General features: G+C 39.8%; 15 protein-coding genes. 5 read left to right on the top strand and 10 right to left on the bottom strand.

Translation table 11 applies throughout. The features are described from left to right. Window positions 1-379: 379 nt before the first annotated feature. The 6 genes from ACEW8U_RS00930 to ACEW8U_RS00955 form a co-directional block, all read right to left on the bottom strand. The gene (locus ACEW8U_RS00930; protein WP_373520153.1) at window positions 380-985 is read right to left on the bottom strand and encodes a DUF1080 domain-containing protein; all 606 of its coding nucleotides are present in this window, start codon (window positions 983-985) and stop codon (window positions 380-382) included. Further along, complete coding sequence (locus ACEW8U_RS00935; protein ID WP_373520154.1) at window positions 982-1,740, bottom strand: DUF1080 domain-containing protein; 759 nt, start codon at window positions 1,738-1,740, stop codon at window positions 982-984. Before ACEW8U_RS00935 ends, ACEW8U_RS00930 begins: the two co-directional genes overlap by 4 nt. A gap of 8 nt (window positions 1,741-1,748) precedes the next feature. Continuing rightward, on the bottom strand, window positions 1,749-3,098 hold the full coding sequence (locus ACEW8U_RS00940; RefSeq protein ID WP_373520155.1) for a Gfo/Idh/MocA family protein: 1,350 nt from the start codon (window positions 3,096-3,098) through the stop codon (window positions 1,749-1,751). 112 nt (window positions 3,099-3,210) lie between these two features. After that, window positions 3,211-3,975, bottom strand: coding sequence for a helical backbone metal receptor (locus tag ACEW8U_RS00945; RefSeq protein WP_373520156.1), 765 nt, complete (start codon window positions 3,973-3,975; stop codon window positions 3,211-3,213). Window positions 3,976-4,037: 62 nt separating this feature from the next. Beyond that, window positions 4,038-5,105, bottom strand: coding sequence for a M42 family metallopeptidase (locus ACEW8U_RS00950; RefSeq protein WP_373520157.1), 1,068 nt, complete (start codon window positions 5,103-5,105; stop codon window positions 4,038-4,040). 76 nt (window positions 5,106-5,181) lie between these two features. Beyond that, window positions 5,182-6,765: an acyl-CoA carboxylase subunit beta gene (locus ACEW8U_RS00955; RefSeq protein WP_373520158.1), complete on the bottom strand. Its 1,584-nt coding sequence runs from the start codon at window positions 6,763-6,765 to the stop codon at window positions 5,182-5,184. 167 nt (window positions 6,766-6,932) lie between these two features. Here ACEW8U_RS00955 and ACEW8U_RS00960 point away from each other — a divergent pair, with 167 nt between their 5' ends. The 4 genes from ACEW8U_RS00960 (at window position 6,933) to ACEW8U_RS00975 (ending at window position 11,585) form a co-directional block, all read left to right on the top strand. Further along, a complete protein-coding gene (locus ACEW8U_RS00960; protein ID WP_373520159.1) occupies window positions 6,933-7,889 on the top strand; it encodes an exopolyphosphatase in 957 nt (318 codons plus the stop codon). A 43-nt stretch (window positions 7,890-7,932) separates the two neighbouring features. Further along, window positions 7,933-9,009, top strand: coding sequence for an Ldh family oxidoreductase (locus ACEW8U_RS00965; protein WP_373520160.1), 1,077 nt, complete (start codon window positions 7,933-7,935; stop codon window positions 9,007-9,009). 388 nt (window positions 9,010-9,397) lie between these two features. After that, on the top strand, window positions 9,398-10,762 hold the full coding sequence (locus ACEW8U_RS00970; protein WP_373520161.1) for a Gfo/Idh/MocA family oxidoreductase: 1,365 nt from the start codon (window positions 9,398-9,400) through the stop codon (window positions 10,760-10,762). Window positions 10,763-10,862: 100 nt separating this feature from the next. Continuing rightward, window positions 10,863-11,585: a DUF4397 domain-containing protein gene (locus ACEW8U_RS00975; protein WP_373520162.1), complete on the top strand. Its 723-nt coding sequence runs from the start codon at window positions 10,863-10,865 to the stop codon at window positions 11,583-11,585. A gap of 55 nt (window positions 11,586-11,640) precedes the next feature. Here ACEW8U_RS00975 and cysM read toward each other — a convergent pair whose 3' ends face one another. Genes cysM through ACEW8U_RS00995 form a run of 4 tightly spaced genes read right to left on the bottom strand, consistent with a single transcriptional unit; the run spans window position 11,641 to window position 14,189 of the window. After that, complete coding sequence (gene cysM / locus ACEW8U_RS00980; protein WP_373520163.1) at window positions 11,641-12,519, bottom strand: cysteine synthase CysM; 879 nt, start codon at window positions 12,517-12,519, stop codon at window positions 11,641-11,643. After that, window positions 12,516-13,349: a serine O-acetyltransferase gene (locus ACEW8U_RS00985; protein ID WP_373520164.1), complete on the bottom strand. Its 834-nt coding sequence runs from the start codon at window positions 13,347-13,349 to the stop codon at window positions 12,516-12,518. Before ACEW8U_RS00985 ends, cysM begins: the two co-directional genes overlap by 4 nt. A gap of 17 nt (window positions 13,350-13,366) precedes the next feature. After that, window positions 13,367-13,921, bottom strand: coding sequence for a hypothetical protein (locus ACEW8U_RS00990; protein ID WP_373520165.1), 555 nt, complete (start codon window positions 13,919-13,921; stop codon window positions 13,367-13,369). Continuing rightward, window positions 13,902-14,189, bottom strand: a complete 288-nt coding sequence (locus ACEW8U_RS00995; protein ID WP_373520166.1) for a septum formation initiator family protein — start codon at window positions 14,187-14,189, stop codon at window positions 13,902-13,904. The genes ACEW8U_RS00990 and ACEW8U_RS00995 overlap by 20 nt, the downstream gene beginning before the upstream one ends. A gap of 337 nt (window positions 14,190-14,526) precedes the next feature. On the opposite strand from ACEW8U_RS00995, the gene ACEW8U_RS01000 reads away from it, so the two are divergent. Next, the coding region (locus ACEW8U_RS01000; protein ID WP_373520167.1) for a WD40/YVTN/BNR-like repeat-containing protein at window positions 14,527-17,245 on the top strand (2,719 nt) is incomplete at its 3' end.

The raw sequence follows: 17,245 nt of genomic DNA on the forward strand, positions 1-17,245 counted from the left end.
TTTCGTCTTCAACATTTCAATGAACTTTTTCCCTTTTAAAAAGGAAATGTCAGGATCAATTATCCCGTGGTAAATCTTATCAACCAGAACTTTTTCCGGCATCTTTAAAACCCATTACTCAGAACAGGACTGCAAAGGTAAGAAATAATTTTAAATTGAAAAGAAATCACTTTAAAAAAAATTAAAACTCTTCAACAACTTTGTGATGCTTCCCCTTTTGGGATTGCAAAGATGTTAAGGCTTTGTTAAAAGACAAAGAACTATCAAAAATAAATTTCATAATATGATATATGTTACTGACCACTAACCCTAAAAATAAAAAAAGCCAGCCGATCTTTAAACAGCTGGCTTTTCTATTATGTTTTTTTATAATTAGATATTATAAAGGAGTTAGCTTAATATTTCTCCAATACACCTTAATTCCTCCCCCATCATGAATCTGGAGTAATATCCCTCCATTGCCATTGCCTATTTTCTCATCGGAAAAATCAACCATTTCAACTCCATTAAGATAAGACACAACCCTATCCCCTTTTACCACAATTTTCATTTTATTCCAATCACCATATTTCAATGCACTGTCTTTTTCTTTGTCAGGCTTAATCAACCAACCCCTGCCATACGATTCATATATGCCTCCTGTGTCGTGACCTGGGGGGGCTACCTCTACTTGCCAGCCTGAAACTTTTGTTCCGTCAACGGTAGACCTAATAAAAACTCCGCTGTTCCCATCTGCTTCCTGCTTGAATTCAACATTTATTTCAAAATCTTTATAGGCTTCCTTTGTCCCTAAGTAACCATATTCCTTATCAGGCCCACTTTCTGAAATTAATAGACCATCTTCAACATACCATTTTTCAGTTCCATAAATATTCCATCCAGAAAGGTCTTTGCCATTGAATAGAGATATTTCCTTACTTCCCTGACAGGCAAACCCTAACAATACTGCAATCACAGAAAAGGCAATAATATTTAATTTTTTCATAATGGTCTTATTTTAATGTTTTTAAACCAAGCTTCACTGCCGTGATCCTGTAAAGAAATCAATCCTTTTTTTGATTTGGCATAATCAGGAAAATCATCCCATTTACCACTATTTCTCCTTTTCATCCAATCTTCCGAATAAGGAATGAATTCCAATGTCTGCTTACCATTTAGCCAATAGCTGGCACCATTTTCAGAAAATACAATCCTAGAAACATTCCATTCTCCGGCAGGTTTGACTACACTTTCAATATCTCCCGGATACATTGCATAATCTGAAGCCAATGACTGCCAATCTTCCAAAGGCTGCTCAAACCCACGCTGATCTATAACCTGATATTCAGGTCCTGTTTCATAAGGAGCAGCATACTTTGGGTCTTCAATTACGTGATAAAAAACACCACTATTTCCGCCCGGCCCAATCTTCCAAGTGAATTCCATCTCAAAATTTTCAAAATCCATCGGTGCAAAGACTATGTCGCCTCCAATATCTCCTCCCAAACCCAATGCCTTAAGTGAACCTTCGTCCACAACCCAACCGTCCGGAAATTCTTCTCCATTAAATGCTCTCCATCCATCTGTATTTTCACCATCAAAAAGGAGCATCCACCCAGCAGATTTTTCATCATCTGACAGGCTGTTATCTGCTACTATCACTTCTACCTCTTCTTCATCGGTAACTGTTTCCTTGTTGTCAGTACTACATGAATTGACAAACCAAGTCAGAACTATTAATCCAATTATCTTATGTTTCATGTTTTCGATTATATTAATTTCATATTTACTGGATCCCAATTGATAAATTTATTCTGAAAATAACTGTCATTACATAACAACGCCGGGGCTGCTGCCCTAAAGCCAAAAACAGGATCCTCAGCCACTTTCCCTCCCGTTCTGATAGCATGAAACCAATTTCCAAAATGGTCATAGTGGGCACCTTTCCACGATCTTTCGGCTGTATATACTTGTTCCCTTGGAGGTAGGATTTTGGCGCGTGTCTCTGTTTCTCCCCTTAACCTAGCCTGCTCCTGTAAAAAAGGATCATCACTCATGGTATTGGAATTCATTTTTACGACAACCTCTTCCCATTTCACATCCATTGAACCTTTCGTGCCAACTATTCTCAGATAGGTGGTGCCACTGGTACCATCGACAAAATTACATCTGAGTGACAAATTAAAACCTGAATGTTTTTCTGTTTTAGGATAATCAAATGTACCCAACAATACATCCGGAACCTCCCTGCCATCTTTCCAATACCTCAATCCTCCCATAGCTGAAACTTTATTTGGACCATAAGAATTTGTAATGAAATGTAAACTTGAAAATAAGTGTACAAATAAATCGCCGGACATTCCTGTACCATAATCGAGATAGTTTCTCCACCTGAAAAATCGTAATGGATCCCAATCTCTATTAGTAGTATTGGAAATATACCTTTTCCAATCAACAGTTTGTTCATTTCCGTCCTTTGGAACATTATATTGCCAAGCTCCTTCGGGAGACATTCTAGCCCAAAATCCTTCCGCATAAACCAAGTCTCCAATGACACCTGCTGCTAATAGTTCTTTTGCCTTTTCATTACCTAATGAAGACAGGCCCTGACTTCCTACCACCATAACCTTTCCTGATTTTTTCCAGGCATTGATCACATCCATTCCTTCTTTTACTGAATGAACCATGGGCTTTTCACAGTAAACGTGCTTCCCGGCATTCAATGCATCAATACTGATTTGCTTATGCCAATGGTCTGGTGTGGCGATTATTACCGCGTCAACATCTTTTCTTTTCAGAATTTCTTTGTGGTCTTGAGTTACAAAAAGATGGTTTCCCCATTTCTGTTTGGCAGATTCCAACCTTCCTAGATACAAGTCACAAACTGCAACCAATTCTACATTGGGATGCCTTAAGGCCGAATTGGTATCTTCGGTTCCCATAATTCCAGCACCTATTAGTGCCAAACGTAGTGTTGTATTATTTTGATTATCAAAGATGCTGTGTCTATTAAGAAATTCTTTGGCAATGGATTCATTTGTAAAAACCATTGGACTAAGAGCAGCAATTGCTCCTGTTGCTCCCAGTTTCCTTAGGAAGTTTCTTCTTTGTTGCTTCATGATTTTGGGTAAGTTATTTAAATTAGTGCAGAAAAGTTAATTAAAAATTTTAAAAAAGTCTTTTACTATGTTTGATATTTTTACAAACGGCTGAATTCGTATGGATAAAGATTCAAAGTTTAAAAAAGTCCAAATAACCTTTGAAAAACAGTAATCTACTCCCATACCATGAAAACATCTCCCCATCCACCAAAAGGATTTTGGATTGAGGTAAAAGTGCAGCAAACTCAGTTAGTTGTTTTTGCTTAAATGGATAAGGCTCGGAACTTAACAACAAATATTCAGGCGCTAAAGCCTTGAGTTCCGAGGTGGAAAGCTTGGGATAACGGTCTTTTTCCATCATATTGACAAACCCCGCTCTAAAAAGCATTTCATTGATAAAAGTATTTTTACCGGCAGCCATCAGTGGTTCATCCCAAATCAGATACACCGCAGTTGCTTTTCTTTTAGGAACAAAATTCAATTCACTTCTGATCTTCTGTACCAAAACTTCAGCCTTATTATGTGTCCCGGTAACCTGCCCTATCCCAAGCATCATCTGAAAGGCGTCTTCCAAGGTACGAATATCACTCATCCATACCGGATATTTTTCAGACAACTGATTAATCCCTTCCTTGTAGTTTTCTTCCTTATTTCCAATGATCAGATCCGGCTTCAGCAAATCTATCTTATCAAAATGAAAATTTTTGGTGCCACCGATAATTGTCTTTTCTTTTTTCAGGCCTTTGGGATGTACACAAAACTTGGTCACACCCACCAAACTATCCACCAAACCCAAGTCCACCAAAAGCTCGGTCTGCGAAGGTACCAAAGAGACAATCCTTTTTGGGGGAAGGGCAAGAGAAATTGTTCGGCGGAGTTGATCTTTATATTTCATATGAAAAGGACCACATTGAACACATTAAGCAGGATGCCAACTGCAGACTAAAACCTGAGGACTTATTTTATATACCTGAAATCAAATGAAGGATCCAATTCAACCAAAAACTGATACATCAACAAGATGACATTTTCGATATCTTCTTTACTGGCTGTTTCCACGGTCGTGTGCATGTATTTCAATGGAAGAGAAATCAAAGCTGATGGTACGCCCTCATTGGAATAGGCAAAAGCATCTGTATCCGTTCCTGTACTTCTTGATGCCGCTGCCCTTTGAAATGGGATTTCATTTTTCTTTGCTGTACCAATGATTAAATCAAGTAGCTTTTTGTGAACCGCTGCTCCGTAAGTCAAGACTGGGCCTTTGCCTGCTATCTGTTCTCCGCTTGTAACCTTATTATACATAGGGGCAGTGGTGTCATGACATACGTCTGTAATGATAGCAACATGAGGCTTTATCTTTGCCGCAATCATTTCTGCTCCTCTAAGACCAATCTCTTCCTGTACCGCATTGACTATATAAAGTCCGAAAGGTAGTTTAACCTTGGATTCATGAATCTTTTTGGCCACTTGGGCAATCATGTAGCCTCCTATTCTATTGTCAAGTGCTCTTCCGGAATAGAATTTCCCATTCAATTCCTGTAATTCATCCTTAAAGGTGATCACACAGCCAACATGGATTCCCATTTTCTCCACCTCCTCTTTTGTCCTTGCTCCCACATCTATGAAGATATTATCCAATGTTGGGGCTTCTTCTTTTCCTTCCTTTCGCGTATGAATGGCAGGCCAACCAAAAACACCGGGAATCACAGCATCATCAGTATGGATATTGACACGCATCGAAGGTGCGATCATGTGGTCTGAACCACCATTACGACGCACATAGATGTATCCTTCTGCATTGATAAAGTTTACAAACCAACTGATTTCATCTGCATGAGCTTCGATGACAACTTTATATTCAGCTTCAGGATTGACCACGCCTACGACCGTACCATAATTGTCGGTGAAATATGTATCCACATAAGGCTTTACATATTCCAACCATATTTTTTGTCCTGAAGCCTCAAAGCCAGTTGGTGAGGCATTGTTGAGGTATTTATATAGAAATTTGTTCTCTAATGACATTTTATGTTTTTGTTAATATTTTTTGAATTATTGGTAATTCTAAAATCTTGTTCTGCATTGGTTTTTTTTATTTATGCTACAAAGGAATATTCCCATGCTTCTTCCTCGGGAGTTTATCGACTTTATTTTCTAGCATTTTATAGCCTCTTATCAATTTTTCTCTGGTTTCGGAAGGAATGATGACTTCATCGATAAAGCCTCTATGGGCTGCACGGTATGGATTAGCAAATTTCGCAGTATAGTCATCAATCTTTTCCTGCAATTTGGCTTCCGGATCTTCTGCTTCAGCTATTTCTCTTTTGAAAATAATTTCAGCAGCACCTTTGGCACCCATAACGGCAATCTCGGCGGTAGGCCATGCAAAATTAAGATCAGCTCCAATATGCTTCGAATTCATCACATCGTATGCGCCTCCGTAAGCCTTTCTTGTGATAACTGTAATTCTTGGTACGGTAGCCTCAGAAAAAGCATACAATAGCTTGGCTCCGTTGGTTATAATTCCATTCCATTCCTGATCGGTACCAGGCAAGAATCCAGGAACATCGACCAAAACTAACAGAGGGACATTGAAGGAGTCACAAAATCTAACAAATCTTGCGGCTTTCATGGAGGCATGGTTATCCAAAACTCCTGCAAGGGACTGTGGCTGATTGCCCACTATCCCGATACTTCTTCCGGCCAATCTTGCGAAACCAACCACTATATTTTCAGCATAGTTTTTATGCACCTCAAAAAAGGACGATTCATCAACAATTCCGTCTACCACTTCTCTAATATCATATGGATGATTGGTATTTTCTGGTATTATCCTATCCAGGACTTCTCTTTTTTCGTCTTCTTTTAGCTCATAAGGATGATGTGGCGCTTCATCCTCACAGTTTTGAGGAATGTAACTGAGCAATTTTTTGATATGTTGGATGCAGGCAAGTTCATTGCTACAGGCAAAATGCGTCACACCACTTTTGGTACTGTGGGCACTTGCGCCACCCAACTCCTCGGCTGTTACATTTTCTTGGGTTACTGTTTTGACCACATTTGGGCCTGTCACAAACATATAGGAAGTGTTTTCAACCATCAGGACAAAGTCTGTAATAGCAGGTGAATAAACAGCACCTCCTGCACATGGCCCCATGATTGCAGAAATCTGCGGGATCACCCCAGATGCCAAGGTGTTTCTATAAAATATATCCGCATAGCCCCCCAAAGAAACTACACCTTCTTGAATCCTGGCACCACCTGAATCATTCAAACCTATGACAGGCGCACCATTTTTCATCGCCATATCCATTATTTTGCAGATTTTCTCCGCATGGGTTTCGGAAAGAGATCCTCCAAAAACAGTAAAATCCTGAGAATAAACATAGACCAGCCGGCCATTGATTTCCCCATATCCGGTAACTACCCCATCTCCAAGGTAATGTTCTTTCTCCAATCCAAAATCCTTGGCCCGGTGCATGACAAACTTATCTATTTCTTGAAATGACCCTTCATCAAGAAGCAAATGGATTCTTTCCCTTGCAGTCAATTTTCCTTTTTTATGCTGCCCTTCAATCCTTTTTTCCCCTCCGCCAAGCAATGCTTCTTCATTCTTTTTTTTCAATAGTTCAAACTTGTCTTTATTGCTTGGAAGTGTATAAACACCTTTGATTTCACTGTCCATATCTATTCGCTTTTAGGTTTATTCCTGTCAAATATAAGTAAGGGCAATAAAGGGAGAAAATAATTCTTGACCAACCTAACAGTGATCAATTTCAAAACATAATAATTTATCTCAACAATGGATTTAAGATAAACTTTCTATATTCGCACAACCAAAATTAAGGCGGTATGTTTCCGACTAAGGCAGCGATAATAGACATGGGTACCAACACATTCCATTTGTTGTTGGTTGAAATGTATGAGGATAAATACAATACTATTTATAAGGAAAAAATCCCTGTGAAAATCGGACAGGGTGGCATCAGCAAAAACAATATCCACCCTGATGCTATCAAGAGAGCCTTTCATACACTGAAACACTTTAGAAGCATGATTGATGGGGAAGGAATCCAAAATATTTTTGCCTTCGCCACAAGTGCTGTCCGAAATGCCCAAAATGGAAGTGAATTTGTAAAACAGATAAAAGAACTTTTTCAAATTGAAGTAAATGTCATTGACGGGCTCCAAGAAGCCCAGATGATCTATGAAGGCATCAGGTTCAGTGGCTCTTTAAATGGCGAAACCTACCTGATGATGGATATCGGTGGTGGATCCGTTGAATTTATCATTGGCAATTCTATTGAAGCATTCTGGAGGCAGAGTTTTGAAATCGGCGGACAGAGATTACTCGACTTGTTCCACTATCACGACCCTATACTACCAGAGGAAGTTGAAAAACTTACTTTTTACCTTAGAGAAAAATTATTTAAACTGGAAGAAGCTATCCAGAAGTTCAACCCAAAAGGACTAGTTGGTGCCTCAGGAACATTTGACACTTTAACAGATATGTATTTTGCTTCCCATCATCAAACTAAATTAAAGACCCAGCAAGTCTTTCAGCTTCCAAAAGGAGAATTTGAAGTGATCGCTCAAAAACTATTGACACTCAACAAAGAAGAAAGACTGAACATTGCTGGTATGATTCCCATGAGGGTGGATATGATAGTGGTAGCCTCCTGCCTGATAACTTATATTTTAAAGCTGGTTCCGGTTTCTATTTTGGTTTGTTCAAACTTTGCTTTGAAAGAAGGCGCAATCGCACAGCTGATGGGTAAGCATTCCATGGCAACTGCTATCAGTCAATAGGACCTTTACGATTTGATTTAATCAATACATGAATTACTAATGTATGGTATTCCAATATTCCGACCTGAATAATTTCACCAAAAGCATATTTCTCAAAATGGGGTGTCCTGAAGATGCTGCTGCTCTGGCCACTGATGTGTTACTTTCAGCTGATCTTAGGGGAGTAGATTCGCATGGGGTCGCTAGGCTATCAGGTTATGTCAGACTTTGGGAAAAAGGCAGGATCAATACAAATCCTGACATAAAAGTTATATATGAAACCCCGAGTACAGCAGTGGTCGATGGTGATGGCGGATTAGGCTTGGTAGTTGCTCCATTTGCGATGAAGGTGGCCATTGAGAAAGCAAAAACTGCCGGAACCGGTTGGGTTTCAGTCAAAAATTCCAACCATTATGGTATTGCAGGCTATCATGCAATGATGGCATTGAAACATGACATGATTGGGATTTCCTTGACCAATGCCAGCCCTTTGGTAAGTCCGACTTTTTCCAAGGAAAGAATGTTGGGTACTAATCCAATTTCAGTGGCCATCCCGGCGAATGAACAACCTCCTTTTGTCGCCGATATGGCGACGACGACAGCTGCCAATGGTAAATTGGAGATTTTACAAAGAAAAGAACTAGATGCTCCTCTGGGTTGGGTACAGGACAAAGACGGCAATCAGACCACAGATGCCAATGGCGTAAAAAAGGGAGGTGCATTATTACCACTTGGAGGAGACCGAGAACACGGATCGCATAAAGGATATGCTTTGGGTGCCATTGTAGATATTTTTTCAGCAGTATTATCAGGTGCCAATTATGGCCCTTGGGTACCACCTTTTGTAGCATTTTTGGAACCTGACCCCAATCCTGTTGGGGAAGGGCTCGGACATTTTCTGGGCGCCATGCGTGTTGATGCATTTAGACCAGCAGATGAGTTCAAAGCTAATATGGATAATTGGATAAGCAGGTTCCGAAAAGCCAAACCTGTAGAAGGTCAGGAAAAGGTTTTGATTCCGGGTGATCCGGAAAGAGAATTGGAAACCGCTCGGAAAAAAGATGGCATCCCAATTATCAAACCTGTTGTTGATGATTTGAAGTCCTTGGGAGAAAAATTAGGTGTGAAATTCAATTCATAACCTCAATACTAGTAAGCTCGGGGCTACCGCCACGGTTACCACATCCGGCGACAACATAATATTTCACTCCAATGGGAACCACCTGCATACCATGCCTTTCGGTACAAGTGTTCGCAGGGTTTAGAGTGGACCATGCGTGTCCATGCAAGCCATAGCTTATCAAAAGTGCAGTCATTATAGTGAATAGCTTTTTCTTAAGATTGAAGGGTAAAGTGGAAACAAGCATCAATTTATTCATTTTTGGCTGCAAAGTAGTTATATCAGCCGAATGATTGTTTTAAAAACCAGCCCGGTAATATAACCTACCACTGGTCAAATGAAATTTGTTCAGGTTCGACCTTTTTGTAAATTGAGGGATTAATTTTCGCAAACCTAAACCTTCCCTTCTATGGAGACCCAAAATTTTAACCGCCGTCAGTTTCTCAAAGGAAGCAGTGCTGCATTGGCTTTGGCCAGTATGGGCATGATGAGTACGGATTTTATCAATAATGAGGAACCTTTGAAAGTGGCCCTTATCGGGAGTGGATGGTATGGTAAAAGCGACCTTTTCAGATTGATTCAGATTGCAAATGTTGATGTAGTCGCTTTGTGCGATGTAGACAGCAACATGCTCAAAGAAGCAGGAGACATTGTAGCCAAGAGGCAAAAATCCGGTAAAGTACCGAAGCTTTATAAAGATTATCGGGAACTACTTAAAAATCACAAACTGGATATTACCGTTATCGGCACTCCTGATCATTGGCATGCTTTACAGGCAATAGCTGCTTTAAAGGCCGGTTCACATTTGTACTTACAAAAACCTATTTCTGTTGACGTGATTGAAGGGGAAGCGATAGTTGCCGCAGCCAGAAAGTATAATAAAATGGTTCAGGTCGGGGTGCAGCGAAGAAGTACACCACATGTTATAAAGGCAAAAAAAGAAATTATTGACAGTGGAATAATAGGGAAGGTTTCGCATGCTGAAGTATGCTGTTATTACCACATGCGATTGAATGCCAATCCTCCGGCCGAGCCTGTACCAGCACATATCGATTATGACATGTGGACAGGTCCTGCTCCATATCGGGAATATGATGGCATTCTTCATGGCCGATGGAGATCCTTTATGCAATATGGAAACGGTATTCCGGGAGACATGTGCGTTCACATGCTGGATGCAGTCAGGTGGATGTTGGGCTTGGGCTGGCCAAAAAAAATCACCGCAACAGGAGGAATTTATGTTCAAAAAGAAAGTAAAGCAAACATTGCCGACACACAAACGGCCATCTATGAATTTGATGAACTGAATGTAGTCTGGCAACACAGGACCTGGGGGAGCCCGGTTGATCCTGAGTATCCATGGGCTTTTAAAATTTTTGGGGAGAATGGCGTCCTCGCCGGAAGTACTATGAAAGCTGAATATTTCCCTTATCAAAAAGGAGAGAAGATTGAATTTGATGTCCTTTATGAAAGAGAAAAATACCCAGAAGACCTGACCGAATCCAGAATAGAACTTCATGCTGCATCTGCCACAAGAGGTCAATTCCAAAATCTCCTTGATTCAATGGAATCTGGGGAGCTTCCAGTTGCTGATGTACTTGAAGGCCATATCTCCTCAGCATCCTGCATTCTGGCAAATATGTCTATGGAATTGGGGAGATCTTTGGTCTATGATTCTGAGAAAATGATTGTAGTCGATGATCCGGAAGCTACCCAAAAGCTAAGGAGACCATATCGAAAACCTTACCAACATCCAGAACCTGACAATGTGTGATTTAAACCCCCGGAAAATTTTCGGGGATTTTTTTTAAATCCTTGTAGCGTTTTTAAAAATAGTTGCGTCTAGACAGTTAAATAAACTAAACCAACTATTTATGAATACCAGAAAAATTAACTTGAAGTGGGCAAAGGCATTTGGAATAATGCTTTCACTTTCCTCAGTATTAGTAATGACAGCTTGCTTTGAGGATGATGAGGGTCAGCCCATCCCTCCATCCGCATTTCTGTCCATTTATCATGCTTCACCTGATGGCCCAAACTTGGACATTTACACCGAAGCTGCAAGGATCAATAACAATCCATTAGAATACAGTACTACTTTCCCCTACAGCCCTTTCTATGTAGGTGATAGAAAATTAAAATTCAACGCACATAATGCCGTTAATACCTTGTTGGAGACCGAATTCACTTTGGTTGAGGACAAGGTCTATTCCTTGTTTTTGGTGAACAAAGCAGCGGATATTGATGCTGTGATAGTTGAGGATGATTGGGATGAACCCGACAGTGATCATGCCCAGGTAAGATTGGTACATCTTTCTCCGGATACAGATGATATTGAAGTCTTGATCAATGACGAAACATTACCCTTCGGTGAAAAAAATGAGTATTTAGAAATCACTGATTTTGAAAGGATAGTAAAAGGCACAATAAAAGTAACCCTAAAATCAAAAGCCTCGGGAGAGACTTTATTGACCGTCAACGAAATAGAAATCAGGGGCAATAGGGTTTATACCCTAGTTGTGAGAGGTTTTTCAGATTCGGCCAATGGAAACAATAACCTCAGCCTTCAACTGCTCACCAACTATATTAAACAATAAAGACAATGTCTCGTTTTTTGTGGTTATCCCGGGGGAGCGATCCTTCGGGATTTTTTTATGCAAAAAGATCTGAGCTCAGATATCGATCCCCCCTATCACATGTAATACAAACAATGAGACCTGAATCAAGCTTTTTCGAAAGTTGTAGAGCAGCATACAAAGCCCCACCACTACTCATTCCAGCCAAAATCCCCTCTTCTTTAGCCATCCTACGGGTCATTTGGGTAGCATCATCTTGACTGACATCTATCACTAGGTCCACTCTTTTAGGTTCAAAAATTTTAGGCAGGAATTCAGGAGACCACCTTCTGATGCCTGGAATATTTGATCCGTCTGTCGGTTGGGTACCAACAATCTGAATGCCATCATTCCTTTCCTTGAGATACTTGGAGACTCCCATGATAGTGCCTGTGGTTCCCATAGCGGATACAAAATGGGTAACTTCACCACTCGTATCCCGCCATATTTCAGGTCCTGTACTGTAATAATGAGCCATAAAGTTATCAGTATTGGCAAATTGATCCAACATGAAATAACCCTGTTTATCTTTCATTTCCTGAGCAAGTACTCTTGAATATTCTATAGTCTTTGCGGCAGGGGTCAAAATTACTTTCGCACCATAAGCTTCCATGGACAATATCCTCTCTTTTGTAGAATTGTCAGGCATTATCAAAGTCATCTTGAGACCAAGCACATTTGCAACCATGGCCAATGCAATACCGGTATTACCGCTGGTAGCCTCTACCAATTTATCTCCCGCTTTTATTTCCCCTCTATCCAAGGCACTTTTTATCATATTAAAAGCCGCCCTGTCCTTTACTGAACCTCCGGGATTTTGTCCTTCCAGTTTACAAAAAATCCTGACATTTGGGTTGGTGGGGATACGCTTGAGTTCTACCTGGGGTGTGTTACCTATCAAATCAACCAATTTCATCCTTCACTTTTTATAATATAGGTATCTGTTTCATTGGAACTTGGATTGTACATCTTTGTCTGATAATAAATTTTGCTATGAGGAGGAACACTTTTGGTGATCCAAACATTTCCACCAATGATAGAATGGTGCCCGATTACTGTATCTCCTCCCAGAATTGTAGCCCCCGCATAAATGACCACATAGTCTTCAATTGTCGGATGACGTTTTTTATCTGCATCTTCTTTATCTACACTCAATGCACCCAATGTTACCCCCTGATAAATCTTCACACAATCTCCAATCACTGAGGTTTCTCCGATGACAATCCCTGTTGCGTGGTCAATGCAAAACCGCTCTCCGATTTTTGCTCCAGGATGAATATCCACACCTGTTCTGCTATGGGAAAATTCAGTGATCATTCTTGGTATGAGGGTAACACCAAGGACATGTAGTGAATGTGCAATCCTGTAAGCAGCTACGGCATAAAAGCCGGGATAACATCTGATGACTTCAGTTTTTGACTTTGCAGCAGGATCACCATCAAAAATCGCCTGCACATCCTGATTTAATAAATCATATATCCCTTCAAGGCCTTCAAAAAATGTATTTGCAATCTCAACCCCATCTCCTGAATAGAGGTGTTTATTCCTGATAAGGATTCTTGAAAGCATATGTTTAAGTTCCTCGATTTTTTCCACTATCTGATCTTCTTCTTTAAGGAGTTCCGGTGCAAAATCAGGAAAAAGCAATCCAAGGATATTCTCAAAAAAGGTATGGATAACCTTAGGTGAAGGACATTCCGGACAAGCCTTATGAGATTTACTAAGTTTCTGGGTGAAGGTGGACATTTTTTTTTAAGTAGTTATTAAAGCACAAATCCAAACCGGATAATCAGAGGCGAATTATATGGAGAACGAAAGTTATCATGAATAACATTGTATAAAAGAGTTATATTAGCACCTCCCCTATCACCAAAAGGCGTAAAATAACCTCCCCCCACCAATAACCCAGGAACCCAGATACGTTCAAATCTATCAGTCCTTTGGTTATAAAAATCCAGATTTAAACTTTCATATTCTGCATGAGCAAAGATATTTGGGAAAATATTATAGCGGGAGAAAATCCTTCCCCCATAAACGCTATTGTTTCCTCCAATAAATCTTCTATCGTTAAAATATTGATAAGTTGCTCCAACACCACTGGAAAATCGATTGGTAACCATCACACCTGCCAAAGGTGAAACATCAATAAAAGTGATGGTGCCGAATGACATGGCAAAATTTCCTCCAAAAAACATCCTATCTTTAAGAGGTGGTCGGTTTTCCTCGTCTATGTACCTCTGAGCTTCTGCTGAAACGGTAACAAAAAAAAGAACCAATATCAATAATGGCAATAATAATTTAGTCTTCAATGACAACATACAAATCCTCCGTTTTTCTCTTCATCAAGTATCTTTCACGAGCAAACTTTTCCAAGAGTTCATTATTACTCATCAACTCTTCCCTATCAGCCTGTATTTTGTCCTTCCTTTCCAGATAAAATTCTTTTTGCTTTTCCAATTCCTTCAATTTTGATTTGAGTTTATATTGGGTCAAGATGTCATTGGAGTCTATAAATACCATCCAAATGACAAAAAAGAGGGTGAAAACGAAATAGAAATTTTTAGTGTACTTTAGGTATTTTCCCATTTCAATGATGATTGGTATAAACAAAGATAGAAATTGGAAATAAAATATTCCATTTAATGTGAATTATATAATATGTAGTTCTGTATATCCACCAAATTTAAAGTAGCCATCGACTTTTCAGGTTATGGTTGGAAGACCGAAGTTGGAAGTGAAGCAGTAAACCCTGGTGAACCCTAGAATTTGGTAGAATATCACCTTGACTTTTACCCTTATTTAATTCAAAAACTCAATCTAAGATTAACTGAAATCCAATCATCCGTTCAGTTTTCTCTTTGTACATTTTTCCAATAAAATAAGCATACCTTTTTTTATATTGTTGGACTAATCAACTAAACACATGCAGAAAAATCTACATTTTATAAGCTCTTGGCTGGTAGCATTGGCTTTCGGTCTTCAAATATCACAAACTGACGCACAGCAGATAAAGGCAAGTTCTTCTAAAGAAATTCAGGAGGCAGTCAAAAAACATCAAGAGATGCTGGCCAATTCCCCTTACAAAAATTATCCTGCAAGACTGATTGGACCAACCAATATGAGTGGTAGAGTAGTCGATATCGAAGTGACCAACGATTTCAAAACCTACTACATCGCAGCCGCCTCCGGTGGCATTTGGAAAACACAAGACAATGGTCAGTCATTCACACCTATATTTGACCACCAAGGGTCCCTTGGGATCGGTGATATGGCAATCGCTTCATCAGACAACAATATCATTTGGGTTGGCACGGGAGAAAACAATTCAAGTAGATCCACATATGCCGGTTCGGGTATCTATAAATCTGAGGATGGTGGCGAAACTTGGGAATTTATGGGATTGCCACATTCCCAGCATATTGGACAGATTCAAATACACCCTACCAATCCCAATATCGTTTGGGTAGGTTCTATGGGCGCCCTCTATTCCAAAAATGAAGAAAGGGGCCTATACAAGACCTCCGATGGAGGAAAAAACTGGAAAAAAACGCTAAAAATCAATGATAACACAGGTATCATCGATATCAAAGTACATCCATCCAATCCAAATATTTTGTTGGCTGCATCCTGGGAACGTATCAGACAATCCCATGATTTTATCGGTAATGGAAAAGGATCCGGAATTTGGAGGTCTGAAGATGGAGGAGATACTTGGAAGAAAGTAGCAGAAGGTTTTCCTAAAGATGAGTTTGTTGGCAGGATAGGATTTGATTTCAGCCTGAGCAATCCAAATGTGGTCTATGCACTCCACGATAACCAAAAGTCAGAAAGCAGAGAAGCCAGACAACCACAAAGACAAGGTGATGAGGATCTAACTTTCGAAAGTTTCAAAACTTTAACTTCTGCCGATATTCAAAATCTGGAGGATGACAAACTGAACCGTTTTCTCAGGTCCAACAGATTTGCTACAAAATATGATGCTAATAGCGTCAAAAGATTATTAAGCTTGGGGAGAATAACACCTATTCAGATTGCACAATACAATGGGGAGGGACAAGACGCCAATGCTTCACTTTTCAACAGTGCTGTCATTGGGGCAGAAGTTTACCGATCTGAAGACGCCGGTAAATCATGGAAAAAAGTAAATGAAACGAATCTGGAAAGGGTATATAACACTTATGGATATTACTTTGGTGAAGTCAGAGTTGGAACATCAAGTGAGGATGAGGTATATATCTTAGGCGTTCCACTTTTGGTTTCCAGAGATGGGGGGAAAACGTTTGCCAGAACCGATACTGTTGGCAATGTACATTCTGACCATCAGTCTTTATGGATCAATCCAAAAGATTCTAAACACCTTCTTTTAGGCACTGATGGTGGTCTATACAGTTCATACGGAGGTGGCGAAAGGTGGAATCATTTGAATGACCAATTGACCATTAGCCAGTTTTATTCAGTGATGGTAGATGAAAAGACACCATACAATGTATATGGTGGCATGCAGGATAATGGAGTTTGGTATGGTAGTTCAACAAATAAACCTTCCGATCAATGGTCATCCCTAATGGGTGGTGACGGCATGGTCGTGGCTGTTGATACACGAAACAATGACATAATCTATACAGGTTTTCAATTTGGAAATTACTTCAGGATCAATACCAAAATCAATGAAAGAAAATCAGTTACGCCGTCCCATGACATTGGAATGACTCCAAATAGATGGAACTGGAGAACTCCTGCCATTTTGAGTAAACATAATCAGGATATTTTTTACATGGGCTCTCAGTACGTTTACCGAAGTCTCGATCAGGGTAACACATGGGAAACCATTTCACCAGACCTTACCAAAAACCTAAAAAGCGGTAATGTGCCTTTTGCCACCTTATCTGTGATAGAGGAATCCCCATTTGAATTTGGGACATTGTATGCCGGATCAGATGATGGAAATCTTTGGATAACAAGAGATCACGGAAACAACTGGATTGACATCAGCAAAGGACTTCCACAAAACAGATGGGTCAGTAGTGTTACCCCTTCCCAACATCAGGAAGGGTTGGTCTATGTAAGCTTGACCGGTTATCGTTTTGACGAATTCACACCCTTTGTTTACAAAAGCACTGACTACGGAAAAACATGGACTTCTCTTGTCTCAAATCTTCCATTGGAAGCCGTGAACATCATCAAAGAAGATCACACCAATCCATCTATTCTTTATTTGGGAACGGATCAAGGATTGTTTGTTTCTACAGATGCAGGAAAAAGCTATGAACTGATGCAAGGAAGCATCCCAAATGTGGCTATTTATGATATGGCCATTCAAAAAAGAGAAAATGAATTGGTTGTCGCAACGCATGGACGTAGCGTTTTTATTGTAGATCTAAAACCGCTTTACAAGGTTCTGAATAACCAAAAAGAAGTTATGGTCTTGAGTATTTCTGAAATACGTTACAATCCTTGGAGAGCTGCGATGTTAGATGGGATGGTCAAAAAACCTACGCAGCGTATTCTTTTCTACACAAAAAATCAAGGGGAGGTCAAATTTGAAATCAGAAATGATAAAGATGAAACCATCAAATCATGGAGTCAAAATTCCTTAGCAGGTATTAACAATACCAACTGGGAATATGGCAGTATAGGCAGAG

It is taken from the genome of Aquiflexum sp. (genome assembly GCF_041751335.1).
In the GTDB taxonomy this organism is placed as follows: Bacteria; Bacteroidota; Bacteroidia; order Cytophagales; family Cyclobacteriaceae; genus Aquiflexum.